Source organism: Pseudomonas protegens, assembly GCF_003732485.1.
GTDB lineage: Bacteria > Pseudomonadota > Gammaproteobacteria > Pseudomonadales > Pseudomonadaceae > Aquipseudomonas > Aquipseudomonas protegens_B.
Genome location: NZ_MOAK01000027.1, coordinates 22,277 through 38,806, shown reverse-complemented (window position 1 = coordinate 38,806; position 16,530 = coordinate 22,277). Strand labels below are relative to the sequence as shown.

Below are 16,530 nucleotides of genomic sequence, written 5' to 3'. Positions count from 1 at the left end.
CCCCGGGCGCGCGTTGGCGCGTCTAGCAGCCGCTGATGCGGCTGCAGGTGAACTTGGCGCTGCTGCCGCCGGAGCTGGAGAAGCGATTGCGGGTGGTCCAGCCCACGCGCTGGCTGTAGCCCACCCAGGCTTCGCCATCGGAGGCCAGGCCGGTGAAGAAGGTCAGTTGCCCGTAGCGACTGTTGGTCTGCGCCCAGTAGCGTTTGCCGATCACCTCGAACCCGCGCAAGTAAGTGGTACTGCCCGCCGTGGCGACGCTGTAGGCGTTGCCCAAGGGATCGACGCAGGCCAGCAGGGTGGCGCTGCGAGTGCAGGTGGCCAAGGTGCTGGGCACGGCGGCTGTGGCGTGGCCGGCCAGCAGCATCAGGCTTGAAAGCAGGGTGAGCAGGACAAGGCGCATGGCAGTTCTCGTGGCGACAGGGGCGCAGCATCGCGCCCTTCGTCGTGGGCGGCAAGGGAGTATTGGCTAATGTGCATTGTTATAATATAACATTAAATAAAGCCTGACCCGTGATCCCGCCATGACTGAACAAGAGCTCCTCGCCGAACCCTCGGCGCATTACATGAACGACGCCCAGCAGGGCTTCTTCCGCGATCTGCTGCTGGCCCAGCGCAGTGAATTGCAGGAGCGCATTGCCGCTGAGTTCGACCAACTGCGCGAGCAGGAACCCCACAGCGACCCCGCCGACATCGGCAGCGCCGAAGAGCAACGGCAATGGCAACTGCGCCTGCTGGAGCGGGAAAAGAAGCTCCTGGACAAGATCGACGAGGCCCTGGAGTGCCTGGCCCGGGGCGAGTACGGCTGGTGCCGCGACACTGGCGAAGCCATCGGTCTCAAGCGCTTGCTGCTGCGGCCCACCGCCACCCTGTGTATCGAAGCCAAAGAACGCCAAGAGCTGCGCGAACGCCACCAACGGGCGCTTTGACCCAGCCGCGAACCTGATGAGGAACCCCCCATGACCGAGCGTCTTCCCGTTACCGTGCTGTCCGGCTTTCTTGGCGCGGGCAAAAGTACCCTGCTCAATCACGTCCTGCGCAACCGCGACAACCTGCGGGTAGCGGTGATCGTCAACGACATGAGCGAAATCAACATCGATGGCAGCGAAGTGCAGCGCGATGTCAGCCTTAACCGCGCCGAAGAGAAGCTGGTGGAGATGAGCAACGGCTGCATCTGCTGCACCCTGCGCGAAGACCTCCTGGAGGAGGTGGGCAAGCTGGCCCGCGACGGGCGCTTCGACTACCTGCTGATCGAATCCACCGGCATCTCCGAGCCACTGCCGGTGGCGGAAACCTTCACCTTTCGCGATGAGGCCGGGCAGAGCCTGGCGGACATCGCCCGCCTCGACACCATGGTCACCGTGGTCGACGGCATGAACTTCCTGGTGGACTACCAGGCCGCGCAAAGCCTGGGCTCCCGGGGTGAAACCCTGGGCGAGGAGGACGAACGTTCGATCACCGACTTGCTGATCGAGCAGGTGGAGTTTGCCGACGTGATCCTCATCAGCAAGATCGACCTGATCAGCAGCGCCGAGCGCCAGGAGCTGATGGCGATTCTGGGGCGGCTCAACGCCCAGGCAGAGATCATCCCCATGGTCATGGGCCAGGTGCCCTTGGCCAAGATCCTCAACACCGGGCGCTTCGACTTTGAACGCGCGGCCCAGGCGCCGGGCTGGCTGCAGGAGTTGCGCGGCGAGCACGTGCCGGAAACCCAGGAATACGGAATCGCCTCGACCGCCTATCGAGCGCGCCGCCCCTTTCATCCGCAGCGCTTCTTCAACTTCATCAACCGGCCCTGGGTCAACGGCAAGCTGCTGCGCTCCAAGGGTTTCTTCTGGCTCGCCAGCAAGTACCAGGAGGCGGGCAGCTGGTCCCAGGCCGGCGGTTTGATGCGCCATGGCTTTGCCGGGCGCTGGTGGCGCTTCGTGCCCAAGCAGCAATGGCCCCAGGACGAGGAAAGCACGGCGGCGATCCTGCACAACTGGACCGCGGCCACGGGCGACTGCCGCCAGGAACTGGTGTTCATCGGCCAGAACATCGACTTTACCCGGCTCAGTGCCGAGCTCGACCTGTGCCTGCTGGATGACGATGAAATGGCCCTGGGTGTCGAGGGCTGGAGCCTGCTGAGCGACCCTTTCGGTTCCTGGCATGAAGAGGAGGCGGCCTGATGCTGACCCTGAGTTCCCCGGTGACTCCACTGAGCATTCCTTTGGCGGCCAGGAGCTTGCTGCTGCCTTGTGCGGTACCGCTGGTTTCCCGACGCGCGGCCATTGGCCAGACCCCGGCAGTGCTGGCCGAGGTGCTGGACGATGAGGTCAACCTCGGTCTCTGGCAGCGCCAGTTGCCGGCGCACATCGAGGACTTCGGCGAGTTGCTGTTGTCCCTCAACGAGCCCTTGGCCGAGTCCCTGTCCCTGGAGCTGCCGGATGAGGATTGCCCGCCGAACCTGCGGGGTTTGGCCTCGCGCTTCAGCGACTTGCAGGGTTATGACGGCTTTATCGCCGACGTTTCCTGGTTGGTCAGCGCCTTTGCCTGCCTGTTGGGCGCCAAGCGCGTGGGCTTGCGCTTGCGGGTGCTGGACAAGGCCATGTGCCCGCGTTTTCACGTGGACCATGTGCCGGTACGCCTGATCACCACCTATGCCGGGATTGGCAGCCAGTGGTTGCGGGAAGGGGCGATGGACCGTCGTCAGTTGGGGCAGGCGGCGGCCGAACCTCGGGAACCGGAGCTGATCCAGCAGATTGGCCGCGGTGAAGTGGCGCTGTTCAAGGGTGAGAAATGGCATGGCAACGAGGGGTTTGGTCTGATCCACCGTTCGCCGCAGCCGGCGCCGGGGGAGCGGCGTTTGATACTGACTCTTGATTGGCTGGGGTGAGCGGCGAGCGTTCGCAGGCAAGCCCGCTTTTACGGCGGTCGGCGGATTTTCGTCGCGACGGGGAAGGGCGTAGCATCAGCGCACAAGCTTGCGGAAATCCTTCCATGCTGCAGAACATTCCTACCCATGTGATCGCCGGCCCTCTGGGAGCCGGCAAGACCAGCCTGATCCGTCATCTGCTGAGCCAGCGCCCGGCCCATGAGCGCTGGGCGGTGCTGATCAATGAGTTCGGCCAGATTGGCCTGGACGCGGCCTTGCTGACTCGGGATGACGATGGCATCGCTTTCGGCGAAGTGGCCGGCGGCTGCCTGTGCTGTGTCAACGGCGCACCGTTTCAGGTGGGTTTGGGGCGTCTGCTGCGCAAGGCCAAGCCGGATCGTCTGTTCATCGAGCCGTCCGGCCTCGGTCACCCGGCGCAATTGCTCAAGCAACTGAGCGTGGCGCCCTGGCAAGGGGTGCTGGCGTTGCAGCCTTGCGTACTGGTGCTCGATGCCCAGGCCCTGGCGGCCGGCAAGCCGCTGCCCCAGGCCCAGCAGGATGCCCTGTCCAGCGCCGGCTTGCTGGTGTTGAACAAGGACGAACTGCTCAGCGACAGCGATCGGCTGCGGGTGCTGGAGCAGTTGCCGGACCTGCCCTTGTTCTGGACGCGCCACGCCGCCTTGCCCTTGGCCGAGCTACCGGGCCTGGAGGCCAGTGCCGGGGCGGCCCTGGAGCAACTGGATGTTCCCCAGGGCCTGGCACAGCTGCCGGCGGTGTGGAGCGATCCGGCGCTGCCGATCTGCCTCAGTCAGTCTCAGGAGGAGGGCTGGAGCATCGGCTGGCGCTGGCACCCGAGCCAGCAGTTCGACCTGGTCCGGGTCGATCACTGGCTGCAGAACCTCGACTGGCGTCGGGCCAAGCTGGTGATCCACAGCGATGAGGGCTGGCGCTCGGGCAACGGTTTGGATAATTCACCGCTGAACTGGCTGCCCAGCGAATGGCGACGGGATTCGCGCCTGGAGTTGATTTTCAGTGCCCCTCAGGACGTGGCCGCCCTGCAAGCCAGCCTCAGCGCTTGCCGCCTGTAGCCACAGGTTTGCCTGCGAATTTCACGGTTTGAACTTGCGGTGCTCTTCGCGCCACTGGCTCAGCTCGATCACCTCGGCGCTGGGCAACGGCTCTTTCACTTCGAATGGATAGGGCGCCAGCTCGATGTGCGCGCTGTGGGCTCCAAACTGAGTGATGGTCCCGGCGTGGCGGGTTTCGCCGGTCACGGTGAATTCGAAGTTGTAGATTCGCGCCAGGCGCCGGCGACCGTTGGCGTCCTTGACCAAACCGATGCGCTTGAGTGCGACGTTGCCGTCCAGCAGCTCGATGTCGAGCCGTGCGCAGTGCTGCTTGACCCGCTCCAGCGCCCGCTCCCGCAGGCCGTGGTTGTGCCATAGCCAGGCGGCGCCGGTCGCCAGCAGCATCAGCACAAAGATGTTTCCAAGGGTCAGCATGAAGGTTTGCTCCAACGAAGTGGCGTCAGCTTAACTGCGTCTCCGGTCTGTCGTACAGGCTGCGTTTAGTCGCATACTGCGCGGCTTGAATTCCACCGGTTTTATGGAAAATCCTGCATGAAACGTACGCCCCACCTGCTTGCGATCCAGTCCCATGTGGTTTTCGGCCACGCCGGTAACAGTGCTGCGGTGTTTCCCATGCAGCGGGTCGGGGTGAATGTCTGGCCCCTGAATACCGTACAGTTCTCCAACCACACTCAGTATGGTCAGTGGGCCGGAGAAGTGTTGGCGCCCCATCAGATTCCCGAGCTGGTAGAAGGCATCGCCGCCATCGGCGAGCTGGGCAACTGCGACGCGATTCTCTCCGGTTACCTGGGCAGCGCGGCCCAGGGCCGGGCGATTCTCAGTGGCGTGGCGCGGATCAAGGCGACCAACCCCAAGGCCTTGTACCTGTGCGACCCGGTGATGGGCCATCCGGAGAAGGGCTGCAGCGTGCCGGCGGAGGTCAGCGACTTCCTGCTGGATGAGGCGGTGGCCATGGCCGACTTCCTGTGCCCCAACCAGCTGGAGCTGGACAGCTTCTGCGGACGCAAGCCGCAATCATTGTTCGATTGCCTGGGCATGGCCCGCTCGCTGCTGGAGAAGGGCCCCAAGGCGGTGCTGGTCAAGCACCTGGACTACCCGGGCAAACTGGCGGAAGGCTTCGAGATGCTGCTGGTGACCGCCGAGGGCAGTTGGCACTTGCGGCGCCCGTTGCTGGCGTTCCCGCGTCAGCCGGTGGGTGTGGGCGACCTGACGTCGGGTCTGTTCCTGGCGCGGGTGCTGTTGGGCGACAGCCTGGTGGCGGCGTTTGAATTCACCGCCGCGGCGGTGCATGAAGTGCTGCTGGAAACCCAGGCCTGCGCCAGCTACGAGCTGGAGCTGGTGCGGGCCCAGGACCGCATTGCCCATCCACGGGTGCGGTTCGAGGCCACGCCGATCGGCTTCTGATGGCGACCGGCGTGCAGTGACTCAGGCCTGCTCGGAGAACTGCACCGTCGGCGCCTGCTGGCGGAAGCCCCGGGTGTGTACGCCCAGGTACAGCAGGCCCAGGGCGAACCAGGCCAGGCCAATCCCCAGGGTCAGGGCCGAGAGGCTGGTCCACAGCCAGACGATCAGGCCGAAGCCGATCAACGGCAGCAGGCCGTACTGCAGCAGTCGCGCCCCCGTGCGCGGCTGGCCCTGCCCCAAGTGACTCTTGATCACCGCCAGGTTGACCACCGAGAACGCCACCAGCGCGCCGAAGCTGATCATCGACGCCAGGGTGGTGAGGTCGATGACCACCGCCAGCAAGGACACCAGCGACACCAGGACGATGGCGATCACCGGGGTCTTGTAGCGCTCGGACAGGGTGCCGAACACTCGCCGTGGCAGGATGCCGTCGCGGCCCATGCTGAACAGGATGCGCGACACCGAGGCCTGTGACGCCAGGGCCGAGCCGGCGGCGCCGGCGACATAGGTGGCGGTGAAGAACATCTCCAGGAAACGCCCGCCGGCCTGCAGCATCACCTCGCTGGCTGCCGAGTCGGCGTCCTTGAAGCTGCTGCCGGGGAAGGCCAGTTGGCTGGTCATGGCCAGCAGGATGAACAGCAGCCCCGCGCCCAGGGTGGTGATGACAATGGCCCGGGGAATGTCCCGGCGCGGGTCGCGGGTTTCCTCGGCCAGGGTCGACACCGCGTCAAAGCCCAGGAACGACAGGCACAACACCGCGGCCCCAGCCATCAATGGCAACAATCCGCTCTGGCTGCCGTCGCCGACCCAGGGTGCGCTCAGGTCCAGGCTCTCGGCCCCGGCCAACTGGCGAATCACCAGGGCCACGAACACCACCACGAACACCATCTGCGCGCAGACGATCAGGTTGCTCATGCTCGACACCGAACCGATGCCGCGAATGTTCAGCAGCGTCACCAGGCTGATGGTCGCCACCACGAAGACCCAGGCCGGCACAGAGGGAAAGGCCAGGTTGAGAAACAGGCCGATCACCAGGTAATTGATCATCGGCAGGAACAGGTAATCCAGCAGCAGCGACCAGCCGGCGAGAAAGCCGATGCCCGGTCCGAAACTGAGGCTGGCGTAGGAATAGGCCGAGCCGGCAATCGGGTACTTCCTGACCATGACGCTGTAGGAAAGGGCGGTGAAGATCATCGCCAGCAGGGTCACGACATAGGCTGCGGCGGTACGCCCGCCGGTGATCTGGGTGACCACGCCGTAGGTGGTGAAAACAGTCAGGGGCACCATGTACACCAGGCCGAAGAACACCAGGGCCGGCAGCCCGAGGATGCGTCGCAGGGAGGTGCCCTGGGCACTGTGGGTAAAGCCGCCATCGAGGCTGGTATTACTGGCGGACGCAGGGGGGCTGCTGGAGAGAGCATTGGCGCTGGGCATTTTTATTGTTCTCACGCGTTCGTTGGCTCGAAGGCTCCCCGGACGGGGAGTGCGTTTGTGCCTTGCTCAACGATTCTGGCAGCGGTGCCCCCTGGGCATAACTCTCTATGTGGTCAAAAAGGGATGAATCCGGCCAATCGGGATGACCGCAGAAGACTGCCTGGAGCGGCGGAGGGAGAGGGTGGTCGAGCGTGCAAGGCGCTGCAGGGGCGTGGCGAGGGGACCGTCCGTGGTCCTGTTGAATCAGCGTACCTGCCTGAGGATCAAGGGCCGTCGGCCTTGATTTCCTGGTAGCGCTTTTCCAGCTCCTGGCGGATCTGCCGGCGCTGCTGGGCCTGGATATAGCGGCGCTTGCCGTCGGCAGTCTCGGGTTGCAGCGGCGGCACCTGGGCCGGTTTGCGCTGGTCGTCCACCGCGACCATGGTGAAGAAGCAGCTGTTGGTGTGGCGCACCGAGCGCTCGCGGATGTTCTCGGTCACCACCTTGATGCCCACCTCCATGGAGGTGTTGCCGGTGTAGTTGACCGAGGCCAGGAAGGTCACCAATTCGCCGACGTGGATCGGCTCGCGGAAGATCACCTGGTCCACCGACAGGGTCACCACGTAGCGGCCGGCATAACGGCTGGCGCAGGCATAGGCGACTTCGTCGAGGTACTTGAGCAGGGTGCCGCCGTGGACATTGCCAGAGAAATTGGCCATGTCAGGGGTCATCAATACCGTCATCGACAGCTGGGCGTTTCCGGGTTCCATAGCACACTCACGGTTCAAGGCAGGGGTTGCTGGAGCACCTCTGCGGGTGCTGGTTTCAAGGATTTTCAAACCATCGATAACGGGACGCCGGGCCGCGTCGCGCCGTCACGCTCCGGTGGATCTGTTTCCTAATATTGCACTGCCTTTCTGCCGGAAGTCCCGGTGTTAACCTGCAAAACACCCGTTCCAGGGCTTTTTCTGCTCCTATTTTTGGATATTTCTTTGTACTGATCAGATTTTTCTTTTTAGGCGATCTGCGCCGCCCAGCATTCAAGGAGAGCCCCGGCCATGCATGCCATCAGCTTCATTCAGGACCTGGCCGTGATCATGCTGGTCGCCGGTGTGGTGACCATTCTCTTCCATCGCCTCAAGCAACCGGTGGTGTTGGGCTACATCGTCGCCGGCTTCATCATCGGCCCCCATACGCCGCCGTTCGGCCTGATCCACGACGAACAGACCATCAAGACCCTGGCCGAGCTGGGGGTGATTTTCCTGATGTTCTGCCTGGGGCTGGAATTCAGCCTGCGCAAGCTGTTCAAGGTGGGCGCCACGGCGTTTATCGCAGCCTTCCTGGAAATCGTCCTGATGATCTGGATCGGCTACGAGATCGGTCGCTGGTTCGATTGGAGCACCATGGATTCGCTGTTCCTCGGGGCGATCCTGGCCATTTCCTCCACCACCATCATCGTCAAGGCGCTCAACGACCTGAAGATGAAGAACGAGCGCTTCGCCCAGCTGATCTTCGGCGTGCTGATCGTCGAGGACATTCTCGGCATCGGCATCATCGCCTTGCTGTCGAGTATTGCGGTCAGTGGCACCGTGAGCTCCGGCGAAGTGTTCTCCACCGTCGGCAAGCTTTCGCTGTTCATGATCGTGGCGCTGGTGATCGGCATTCTGCTGGTGCCGCGCCTCTTGGCCTACGTGGCCAGGTTCGACAGCAACGAGATGCTGCTGATCACTGTGCTGGGGCTGTGTTTCGGCTTCTGCCTGCTGGTGGTGAAGCTCGAGTACAGCATGGTCCTGGGGGCTTTCCTGATCGGCGCGATCATGGCCGAGTCCCGTCAGTTGCTGAAGATCGAGCGGCTGATCGAGCCGGTTCGTGACCTGTTCAGCGCCATCTTCTTTGTCGCCATTGGCCTGATGATCGACCCGCAGATCCTTCTGCAATACGCCTGGCCCATCGCCGTGATCAGCGTGGCAGTGGTGCTGGGCAAGATGCTGTCGTGCGGCATGGGAGCCTTTATTGCCGGCAACGACGGACGGACCTCGTTGCGAGTCGGGATGGGCCTGTCACAGATTGGCGAGTTTTCATTCATCATCGCCGCCCTGGGCATGACCCTGCAGGTCACCAGCGATTTTCTCTATCCGGTCGCGGTTGCCGTGTCGGCGATCACCACCTTGCTCACGCCCTATCTGATTCGCGCGGCCGATCCTTTGTCGCACAAGCTCGCCGGGGTTCTTCCTCAACGCCTGAGCCGGGTGCTGGGCATGTATGGGGAGTGGTTGCGCAGTATCCAGCCTCAGGGTGAGGGCGCATTGCTGGCGTCGATGATCCGCAAGATCCTGCTGCAAGTGGGGGTGAATCTGGCGCTGGTGGTGGCGATCTTCTTTTCCGGCGGCTATTTCGCCAAGCGCATCGGCGCTTATCTGGAGGATTGGGTCAGTGATCCGAGCTGGCAGAAGGCGCTGATCTGGGGTGGAGCGCTGCTGCTGTCGCTGCCATTCCTGATTGCCGCCTACCGCAAGCTCAAGGCGCTATCGATGCTGCTGGCGGAGATGGGGGTCAAGGCGGAAATGGCCGGACGCCATACCCAGCGGGTGCGCCGGGTGATCGCCGAGGTGATCCCGATCCTGTCGTTGCTGGTGATCTTCCTGCTGCTGGCGGCGTTGTCGGCGAGCATCCTGCCGACCCTGGAGCTGCTGGTACTGATTGCGGTGGTAGCGGCAGCGGTGGCGGCGGTGTTGTGGCGCTGGTTCATCCGCGTGCACACGCGGATCCAGGTGGCGCTGATCGAAACCTTCGATCACAGCAAGGACAACAGCGGGCATTGACCTTGCCGCTCGCCAGCAGGGCACTGGCGAGCCGGTTGCAACGTCGGGAGTTGGCTCAGCTTTCCAGCCAGACGTCCCGCGCCCAGTGCCACACCGATTCCCAGGACTCTTCGGTGATCAGCTCTTCTTCACCGGACCACAGCACCACGGTGCCGTCTTCTTCGACGCAGTAGTAGTCGTCGCCGTCCTGGCAGATCGGGATCAGCTCGCGAGGCACGCCCAGGTCCCAGGCGGTCGCAGCCACTTCCGGCAGGTAGGTGTGGGATTGCGGGTCGGTGACGGTGACCGGCTCCAGGCTGCCGTAAACCACGTCGCTGACCGTCAACAGGAACTCTTTGAAGACGAACGGGATATTGATGAACAGCTGTTCTTCAATTTCCACCAGTTGGTCTTCGTCCGGCAGTTCCAGGGGGACGGGTACCGGTTCGTTGGCTTCTCGGAGTTGTTCGATGACTTCTTCCACGGCCTGGGTCCTCTTAGCTCTATGGCGCGGTTGTTTGACGGCGGTTTATACAGTAGCTCGCTATAAGTGCAATCGTGAAATGCAAAACCCCGACCTGAGTCGGGGTTTTGCCTTACAGCTGTGACAGCAGAATGAATCAGCCGTTCTGGCGGATACCTGCCACCAGCCATGGCTGGTTGTCGCCCTGGGCGCGTTCCATGTTCCAGCTTTCGCTGAACACTTCGCCCTGGTCGAAGCGCGAGGTCTTCGACACACCGCTGAAGGTCAGGGTGGCGATGGTCTTGTCGGCACGATCATCCACGCCTTCAAGCTGCACTTGCAGGTTGTCGATGTAGGTGGACTGGAAGCCGTCGCCCAGATCGGCACGTTCCTGCTTGAGGAACTGCAGCAACTGCGGGGTGACGAACTCGGCGATCTTGTCCATTTCGTTGGCGTCCCAATGTTGCTGCAGGGACTGGAAGTGATTGCGCGCCGCTTCAATGAAGCGCTCTTCGTTGAACCAGGCCGGAGCGTTGATCACAGGACGCGCGGCAGGTGCTGCCGAGCCACCGAAGATCGAACCGCCAGCCGGTTGCTGCGGCTCGAAAGCCTCACGCTGCATCGGCGCGTGGCCCGCTGGAGCGAACTGCTCCTGCTGCTTGCGACGGCGAGCGGCGATGAAGCGGAAGATCACAAAGGCGATGACCGCCATGATCAGGATGTCGAAGATCTGCATGCCCTGGAAGCCGCCGCCCATGAACATGGAGGCCAGCAGGCCACCGGCTGCGATGCCGGCCAGAGGGCCGAGCCAGCGCGAAGCACCACCGGCCTTGGCCGCGGCACCTGCAGCACCGGCTGCGCCAGCGGTGGCTGCAGCGGCAGGAGCGCCCGGAGCGGTTGGTGCCGCCTGGCGAGTTTGGTGGGTCGGGGCAGCGCCGGCGCTTTTGCCGCCACCGAAGCGCTTGGCGTTGGCGTCGAGGCTCATCGTCAGGCCGATGCACAGCGCCATGGCGATGCTAAGAAAACGTTTCATAAAGGGGGTTCCCATTTGTGGATGGCACGCGCGCCATATTGCACAGGTGAAGTGTCAGTGGCGAGCGGCATAATGTTTCGGGCTTTTGCCTGACAGGCTTGATTCAGCTCTGCCCGCAATCATGCTCGCCGATAGGGTTTTTGTCTGTAAGGACGCGGCTTTGGTTCAATCTTCAAGCCGATCAGCGACGCAGTGCCAGCAGCACCACGCCAGCAGTGATCAGGCCAATTCCGCCCCATTGGCGCAGATCGAGTTTCTCCCCCAGCAATGCCACGCCGATGAGGGCGACGAACACCACGCTAAGCTTGTCCACCGGCGCTACCAGCGAGGCGGGGCCGAGTTTCAGAGCGCGGAAATAGCACAACCAGGAAGCCCCGGTGGCCAGCCCGGACAGCAGCAGGAACAGGTAGCTCTTGGGGGAAATTGATCCCAGGGACTGATATTGGCCCGTTGCGTACAAAATCAAGGCCAGGCTGACCAGTACCACCACGGTGCGCAGCAGGGTGGCGAAGTCTGAATTGACGTTTTCTATCCCCACTTTGGCGAAGATCGCCGTCAAGGCAGCGAAAATTGCCGACAACAGGGCCCAGAATGTCCACGAGGAAAAAAAGCCTGTGCCCATGTTCGCGCTGCCTTTTCTACACCGACCTGTAGGAGCCAGCTTGCCGGCGAAGAGGCCCTTGAGCCGGTCTTCGCCAGTGAGATTCGCTGGCAAGCCAGCTCCTACACAAGCCAAGCGGGTGGGGTTAGATGGCTTCCAGCTTGGCGTAGCCGAGCATCAGCCATTTGCTGCCTTCGCTGAAGTTGACCTGGACCCGCGCCTGGGCGCCTGCACCTTCGAAGTTGAGGATCACCCCATCGCCGAAGACCGAATGGCGCACGGTCTGGCCCAGGCTCAGGCCGGTGTCCGGAATCTCGCTGCCGCCGAACAGGCTGCTGGTGCTTTGCGACTGGCCGCCACCGAAAGGCCGGCTGACGCTGTTGGACAGGCGCACTTCCTGGATCAGTCCCTTGGGCACTTCACGTACGAAGCGCGACACCTTGTTGTAGGTTTCGCTGCCATATAGACGACGGGTCTCTGCATAGGTCATCACCAGGTTCTGCATGGCCCGGGTAATGCCCACGTAGGCCAGGCGCCGTTCTTCCTCAAGCCGGCCAGGTTCTTCCAGGCTCATCTTGTGGGGGAACAGGCCTTCTTCCATACCCACCAGGAACACGTAGGGGAACTCCAGGCCCTTGGCGCTGTGCAGGGTCATCAGTTGCACGCTGTCTTCATGTTCGTCGGCCTGGGTATCGCCGGCTTCCAGGGACGCGTGGCCGAGGAAGGCCGCCAGGGGCGTCAGGTCCTCGTCTTCTTCGCTGTTCTCGAAGTTGCGCGCGGCGCTCACCAGTTCCTCAAGGTTTTCCACCCGGGCCTGGCCCTTCTCGCCTTTTTCCGCTTCGTGGTAGGCGATCAGCCCCGACTGCTCGATCACCGTCTGGGTCATCAGGTGCAGGGGCATTTCCAGGGTCTTGGCCGCCAGGTTCTCGATCAGCTCGATGAAGGCGCCGAGGGCGCCGGCCGCACGACCGGTCAGGCCTTTATTGGCCACCAGTTGGCGCATGGCTTCCCACATCGACACATCGCTGTGGCGCGCGTGCTCGCGGATGGCTTCGACGGTCTTTTCGCCGATGCCCCGGGCCGGAACGTTGATCACCCGCTCCAGGGCCGCGTCGTTGCCACGGCCTTCCAGCAAGCGCAGGTAAGCCATGGCGTTCTTGATCTCGGCCCGCTCGAAGAAGCGCTGGCCGCCATAGATGCGGTACGGAATGCGCTCGCGCAGCAGGGCTTCTTCCAGCACCCGGGACTGGGCGTTGGAGCGGTAGAGAATGGCGATGTCGCTGCGGGCCATGCCGGTCTTCAGCGCGCTCTCGATGGTTTCCACGACATAGCGGGCTTCATCGTGCTCGTTGAAGGCGGCGTACAGGTTGATGGCTTCGCCTTCGCCGCCATCGGTCCACAGCTCCTTGCCCAAGCGCCCGGTGTTGTTGGCGATCAGGGCGTTGGCAGCCTTGAGGATACCGGCGGTGGAGCGATAGTTCTGCTCCAGGCGGATCACTTCGGTGTCCGGGAAGTCGGCGGAATACTGGTGAATGTTCTCGATTTTTGCCCCACGCCAGCCGTAGATCGACTGGTCGTCGTCGCCCACCACCATCAGGCTGTCGCCACCCTGGGCCAGCAGCCGCAGCCAGGCGTATTGCACGGCGTTGGTGTCCTGGAATTCGTCCACCAGCACGTGGCGGAAACGTTTCTGGTAGTGCGCCAGCAGGCCCGGGTGGTCGCGCCACAGGTCTAGGGCGCGCAGCAGCAGTTCGGAGAAGTCGATGACTCCGGCGCGCTGGCAAGCGGCCTCGTAGGCCTCATAGATGCCGCGCATGGTGGCCAGGAAAAGATCACCGCTGGCCTGGATATGTTGCGGCCGCAGGCCTTCGTCTTTCTGGCCGTTGATGAACCATTGGGCCTGGCGGGCCGGCCAGCGTTGTTCGTCCAGGCCCAACTCGCGGATTACCCGCTTGACCAGGCGTTGCTGGTCGTCGCTGTCGAGAATCTGGAAGGTCTGGCTCAGGCCGGCTTCCTGCCAGTGGGCACGCAGCAGGCGGTGCGCCAGGCCGTGGAAGGTGCCGACCCACATGCCCGCCGGGTTGATACCCAGCAATTGCTCGATGCGGTGACGCATCTCGGCGGCGGCCTTGTTGGTGAAGGTCACCGACAGGATCGAGTGGGGCGAGGCGTTCTCGACCTGGATCAACCAGGCGATACGGTGCACCAGCACACGGGTTTTGCCGGAGCCAGCACCGGCCAGGACCAACTGACGACCCACGGAGGCGGCTACGGCCTGGCGTTGGGCATCGTTGAGGGAGTTCAACAGGAGGGAGAGATCATCGCGCATCGGGGCATTCTAGGGGGCCGCGTCACCCCGGGCAAACCCGGCATTGCATTAGCCGATAAAACAACGGCCGGGGACGACCGGTTGGTCACAGGCCGCAGCCATTGGCGTCTCTCGCCCGGGCACTTTCACGTCGGAATACGACGGGATTTGTTTTATCGATTTTATGATCTGGAGCAGTTTGGCTCGGGCTTGCGCTTGTGTATGCTCCGCCGACGTTTCGGGCTCAACCATTATAAGAATACTGCCTATGACACTTAACCCCGACCTGTCCGGGCCCTTCATGGCGCCGCGGGTCATCCGCCAGCATTACGCCGTCGAGATGGCAGTGGAGCGCACGCGCCTGCTGTATCAGGGCTCGCTGCTGCCGACCCTTTTCATGCTGCTCAACGGTCTGGTGTGCACCTGGTTGCTCTGGAGTCCGGCGCGCTATCTGTTGCTCAGCGTGTGGATGGTCTGGCTGCTGGCCCTGGTGGCCTTGCGGGTGATCCAGGTGGCGGCGTTCGACTCGGCGATTCCCAGTCGCCAGGCGCAGCCCATCTGGCAGCGCATGTTTCTCCTCGGGTCGGCAGTCAGTGGCCTGACCCTGGCCTGCGCCGGCATTGCCCTGGTGCCCACCGACAGCTTTTTGCAGCAGGCCTGGGTTTTCGGCCTGATCGGCGCGGCGATTCTGTCCGCCAGCGTGGCCTACGCGGTCAGTCTGCAGGCCTTTCTCTCCTTCACATTGCCCTGCCTGTTGCCGGCCATCGCCTATCTGTTCTGGGGCGGAGACGATCAGCAGCGTGGCTGGGGCTGGCTTGGGCTGATTCTCCTGGTCTCCCTGAGCGTGGTGGCCTGGCAGGTCAACCGCCTGATTCAGCGGGGCCTGTTGCGGCGCTTTCAGAATCAGGCGCTGATCGAGCATCTGCAGGACGCCCAGAGCCGCAGCAGCCAGCTCAACCGCGAGCTGGCCCGTGAGATCGAACAGCGCCGACGGGCCGAAGAACAATTGCGTGAAGCCCAGGCCGGGCTGGAGCAGCGGGTGGCCCAGCGCAGCCTGGAACTGGACCAGGCCAATCAGGCCCTGAGCAAGAGCGAGGAGCGCCTGGCCCTGGCCCTGAACGCCAGCGAGCTGGGTCTCTGGGACTGGAACCTGCAGACCGATGAAATCCATCACACCCAGATCAAGGAACTGTTCGGCCTGGAGCCCGAAGACGTCACCGCGATGCTCAGCCATCTCAAGCCGCGCCTGCACCCCGAGGATTTGCCGCTGCTCAAACGCGCCCTGGTGGAGCACCTCAAGGGCCGCAGCGAGGATTACCAGGTGGAGTACCGGGTGCGCCATGGCGATGGCCACTGGGTGTGGATCGAGGACCGGGGCAGGGCGGTGGAGCGCAGTCCTGGTGGAAGGGTGTTGCGCATGGTGGGCACTCGGCGGGATATCAGCGCCGACAAGGAAGTGGAGGTGCAGCGCAACCTGGCGGCGACGGTGTTCGAGGCGGCCAGTGAAGGCATCGTCATCCTCGACCCCGAGTACGCCCTGATCGCCGCCAACCAGGCCTTCAGCCAGGTCACGGGCTATCAGATCGAGGACATGCTCGGGCGCAATGTGGTGGAACTGTCCTGCAGCCGCGATGCCCGCCGGCATTACCCGTTGATTCATCAGGCCCTGGAGCAGCACGGCAGTTGGCAGGGTGAGCTGGTGGAGACCCGCAAGAACGGCGAGCTCTATCCGCAATGGCTGCAATTGAATGTAGTGCGGGATAAGCGAGGGAAAATCCGCCACATCGTGGGCTTCTTCGCCGATCTGTCGGCTCGGCGCGAATCCGAGGAGCGCATGCGCTACCTCACTCACTACGATGAACTCACCGGGCTGGCCAACCGCTCTCTGTTTCGCGAGCGCCTGGGCGAGGCCCATCAACGGGTGCGCCAGGGCGGCCGCAGCCTGGCCTTGCTGCACATCAACCTGGATCGCTTCAAGTTGCTCAACGACAGCCTCGGCCATGAAGTGGCCGACCAGCTGCTGCAGAAGATGGCCAGGCGACTGATCAATGCCCTGCCGGAAGCCGACACCATCGCCCGATTGTCCGGGGATGAGTTCGCCGTGCTGTTCGACGCCTACGGCAGCCTGTCGAGCCTGACCCGGGTGGCGACCCGGCTGCTGAGCAAGCTGCGCTTGCCGATCACCGTCGATGGCCATGAATTGGTGGTCAGCGCCTCCATGGGCATCAGCATGCTGCCGGACAGCGCCCGGGAGATCGCGGCCCTGGTCAGTCAGGCGAACATGGCCATGGCCCACGCCAAGCACCTGGGGGGCAACAACTTCCAGTTCTATACCGAGAGCCTGCAGGCCAGCACCCTGGAGCGTCTGCAGCTGGAGAACCAGCTGCGCAAGGCCATCGACGAAGGCCAGTTGATGGTTTTCTACCAACCCAAGCTGTGCCTGGCCACGGGCCGGCTGAACGCTGCCGAAGCCCTGGTGCGCTGGGATCACCCGACCATGGGGCGGGTCCCGCCGGGAGACTTTATCGGCCTGGCGGAAGAGACCGGGCTGATCGGGCCCATTGGCGA

The 16,530-nt window shown here is 63.4% G+C and carries 15 protein-coding genes; 7 read left to right on the top strand and 8 right to left on the bottom strand.

Annotated elements, in window-relative coordinates; all coding sequences use genetic code 11:
- Positions 1–22 precede the first annotated feature (22 nt).
- Positions 23–400, bottom strand: coding sequence for a glutamine synthetase (locus BLX41_RS02715; protein ID WP_123723665.1), 378 nt, complete (start codon positions 398–400; stop codon positions 23–25).
- Between the two features lie 121 nt (positions 401–521).
- On the opposite strand from BLX41_RS02715, the gene dksA reads away from it, so the two are divergent.
- The 4 genes from dksA (at position 522) to BLX41_RS02695 (ending at position 3,939) form a co-directional block, all read left to right on the top strand.
- Positions 522–926 (top strand): RNA polymerase-binding protein DksA, encoded by a 405-nt coding sequence (gene dksA, locus BLX41_RS02710; protein ID WP_123723664.1) that lies wholly within the window; start codon positions 522–524, stop codon positions 924–926.
- A gap of 30 nt (positions 927–956) precedes the next feature.
- Positions 957–2,165: a zinc metallochaperone GTPase ZigA gene (gene zigA, locus BLX41_RS02705; protein WP_123723663.1), complete on the top strand. Its 1,209-nt coding sequence runs from the start codon at positions 957–959 to the stop codon at positions 2,163–2,165.
- The gene (locus BLX41_RS02700) at positions 2,165–2,872 is read left to right on the top strand and encodes a DUF1826 domain-containing protein (RefSeq protein ID WP_123723662.1); all 708 of its coding nucleotides are present in this window, start codon (positions 2,165–2,167) and stop codon (positions 2,870–2,872) included. Before zigA ends, BLX41_RS02700 begins: the two co-directional genes overlap by 1 nt.
- A 104-nt stretch (positions 2,873–2,976) precedes the next feature.
- The gene (locus BLX41_RS02695) at positions 2,977–3,939 is read left to right on the top strand and encodes a CobW family GTP-binding protein (protein WP_123723661.1); all 963 of its coding nucleotides are present in this window, start codon (positions 2,977–2,979) and stop codon (positions 3,937–3,939) included.
- Positions 3,940–3,960: 21 nt separating this feature from the next.
- Here the strand turns inward: BLX41_RS02695 and BLX41_RS02690 are convergent, their stop codons facing one another.
- Positions 3,961–4,353 (bottom strand): DUF3301 domain-containing protein, encoded by a 393-nt coding sequence (locus tag BLX41_RS02690; RefSeq protein ID WP_123723660.1) that lies wholly within the window; start codon positions 4,351–4,353, stop codon positions 3,961–3,963.
- Between the two features lie 117 nt (positions 4,354–4,470).
- Here BLX41_RS02690 and pdxY point away from each other — a divergent pair, with 117 nt between their 5' ends.
- Positions 4,471–5,343, top strand: a complete 873-nt coding sequence (gene pdxY, locus BLX41_RS02685; RefSeq protein ID WP_123723659.1) for a pyridoxal kinase PdxY — start codon at positions 4,471–4,473, stop codon at positions 5,341–5,343.
- A gap of 21 nt (positions 5,344–5,364) precedes the next feature.
- On the opposite strand, the gene BLX41_RS02680 is transcribed toward pdxY, so the two are convergent.
- Together BLX41_RS02680 and BLX41_RS02675 are read right to left on the bottom strand one after the other, a co-directional pair.
- Positions 5,365–6,777: an APC family permease gene (locus BLX41_RS02680; protein WP_123723658.1), complete on the bottom strand. Its 1,413-nt coding sequence runs from the start codon at positions 6,775–6,777 to the stop codon at positions 5,365–5,367.
- Between the two features lie 263 nt (positions 6,778–7,040).
- Positions 7,041–7,526 (bottom strand): acyl-CoA thioesterase, encoded by a 486-nt coding sequence (locus tag BLX41_RS02675; protein ID WP_123723657.1) that lies wholly within the window; start codon positions 7,524–7,526, stop codon positions 7,041–7,043.
- A 288-nt stretch (positions 7,527–7,814) separates the two neighbouring features.
- On the opposite strand from BLX41_RS02675, the gene BLX41_RS02670 reads away from it, so the two are divergent.
- Entirely contained in the window at positions 7,815–9,578 is a 1,764-nt protein-coding gene (locus tag BLX41_RS02670; RefSeq protein WP_123723656.1) for a cation:proton antiporter, read from the top strand.
- A 55-nt stretch (positions 9,579–9,633) separates the two neighbouring features.
- Here BLX41_RS02670 and BLX41_RS02665 read toward each other — a convergent pair whose 3' ends face one another.
- The 4 genes from BLX41_RS02665 to uvrD all read right to left on the bottom strand — a co-directional run bounded on the left by BLX41_RS02665 (position 9,634) and on the right by uvrD (position 13,983).
- Positions 9,634–10,041: an SMI1/KNR4 family protein gene (locus BLX41_RS02665; protein WP_102862372.1), complete on the bottom strand. Its 408-nt coding sequence runs from the start codon at positions 10,039–10,041 to the stop codon at positions 9,634–9,636.
- A 136-nt stretch (positions 10,042–10,177) separates the two neighbouring features.
- Positions 10,178–11,053 (bottom strand): Tim44 domain-containing protein, encoded by an 876-nt coding sequence (locus BLX41_RS02660; protein WP_123723655.1) that lies wholly within the window; start codon positions 11,051–11,053, stop codon positions 10,178–10,180.
- A gap of 181 nt (positions 11,054–11,234) precedes the next feature.
- Positions 11,235–11,675, bottom strand: coding sequence for an EamA family transporter (locus tag BLX41_RS02655; RefSeq protein ID WP_123723654.1), 441 nt, complete (start codon positions 11,673–11,675; stop codon positions 11,235–11,237).
- A gap of 124 nt (positions 11,676–11,799) precedes the next feature.
- On the bottom strand, positions 11,800–13,983 hold the full coding sequence (gene uvrD / locus BLX41_RS02650) for a DNA helicase II (protein ID WP_123723653.1): 2,184 nt from the start codon (positions 13,981–13,983) through the stop codon (positions 11,800–11,802).
- Positions 13,984–14,230: 247 nt separating this feature from the next.
- On the opposite strand from uvrD, the gene BLX41_RS02645 reads away from it, so the two are divergent.
- A partial coding sequence (locus tag BLX41_RS02645) for a GGDEF and EAL domain-containing protein (RefSeq protein WP_259744351.1) occupies positions 14,231–16,530 on the top strand: 2,300 nt, incomplete at its 3' end.

Coding starts and splice junctions, on each gene's coding strand:
- BLX41_RS02715 (WP_123723665.1), bottom strand. CDS start 400: ATGCGCCTTGTCCTGCTCACCCTGCTTTCAAGCCTGATGCTGCTGGCC.
- dksA (WP_123723664.1), top strand. CDS start 522: ATGACTGAACAAGAGCTCCTCGCCGAACCCTCGGCGCATTACATGAAC.
- zigA (WP_123723663.1), top strand. CDS start 957: ATGACCGAGCGTCTTCCCGTTACCGTGCTGTCCGGCTTTCTTGGCGCG.
- BLX41_RS02700 (WP_123723662.1), top strand. CDS start 2,165: ATGCTGACCCTGAGTTCCCCGGTGACTCCACTGAGCATTCCTTTGGCG.
- BLX41_RS02695 (WP_123723661.1), top strand. CDS start 2,977: ATGCTGCAGAACATTCCTACCCATGTGATCGCCGGCCCTCTGGGAGCC.
- BLX41_RS02690 (WP_123723660.1), bottom strand. CDS start 4,353: ATGCTGACCCTTGGAAACATCTTTGTGCTGATGCTGCTGGCGACCGGC.
- pdxY (WP_123723659.1), top strand. CDS start 4,471: ATGAAACGTACGCCCCACCTGCTTGCGATCCAGTCCCATGTGGTTTTC.
- BLX41_RS02680 (WP_123723658.1), bottom strand. CDS start 6,777: ATGCCCAGCGCCAATGCTCTCTCCAGCAGCCCCCCTGCGTCCGCCAGT.
- BLX41_RS02675 (WP_123723657.1), bottom strand. CDS start 7,526: ATGGAACCCGGAAACGCCCAGCTGTCGATGACGGTATTGATGACCCCT.
- BLX41_RS02670 (WP_123723656.1), top strand. CDS start 7,815: ATGCATGCCATCAGCTTCATTCAGGACCTGGCCGTGATCATGCTGGTC.
- BLX41_RS02660 (WP_123723655.1), bottom strand. CDS start 11,053: ATGAAACGTTTTCTTAGCATCGCCATGGCGCTGTGCATCGGCCTGACG.
- BLX41_RS02655 (WP_123723654.1), bottom strand. CDS start 11,675: ATGGGCACAGGCTTTTTTTCCTCGTGGACATTCTGGGCCCTGTTGTCG.
- uvrD (WP_123723653.1), bottom strand. CDS start 13,983: ATGCGCGATGATCTCTCCCTCCTGTTGAACTCCCTCAACGATGCCCAA.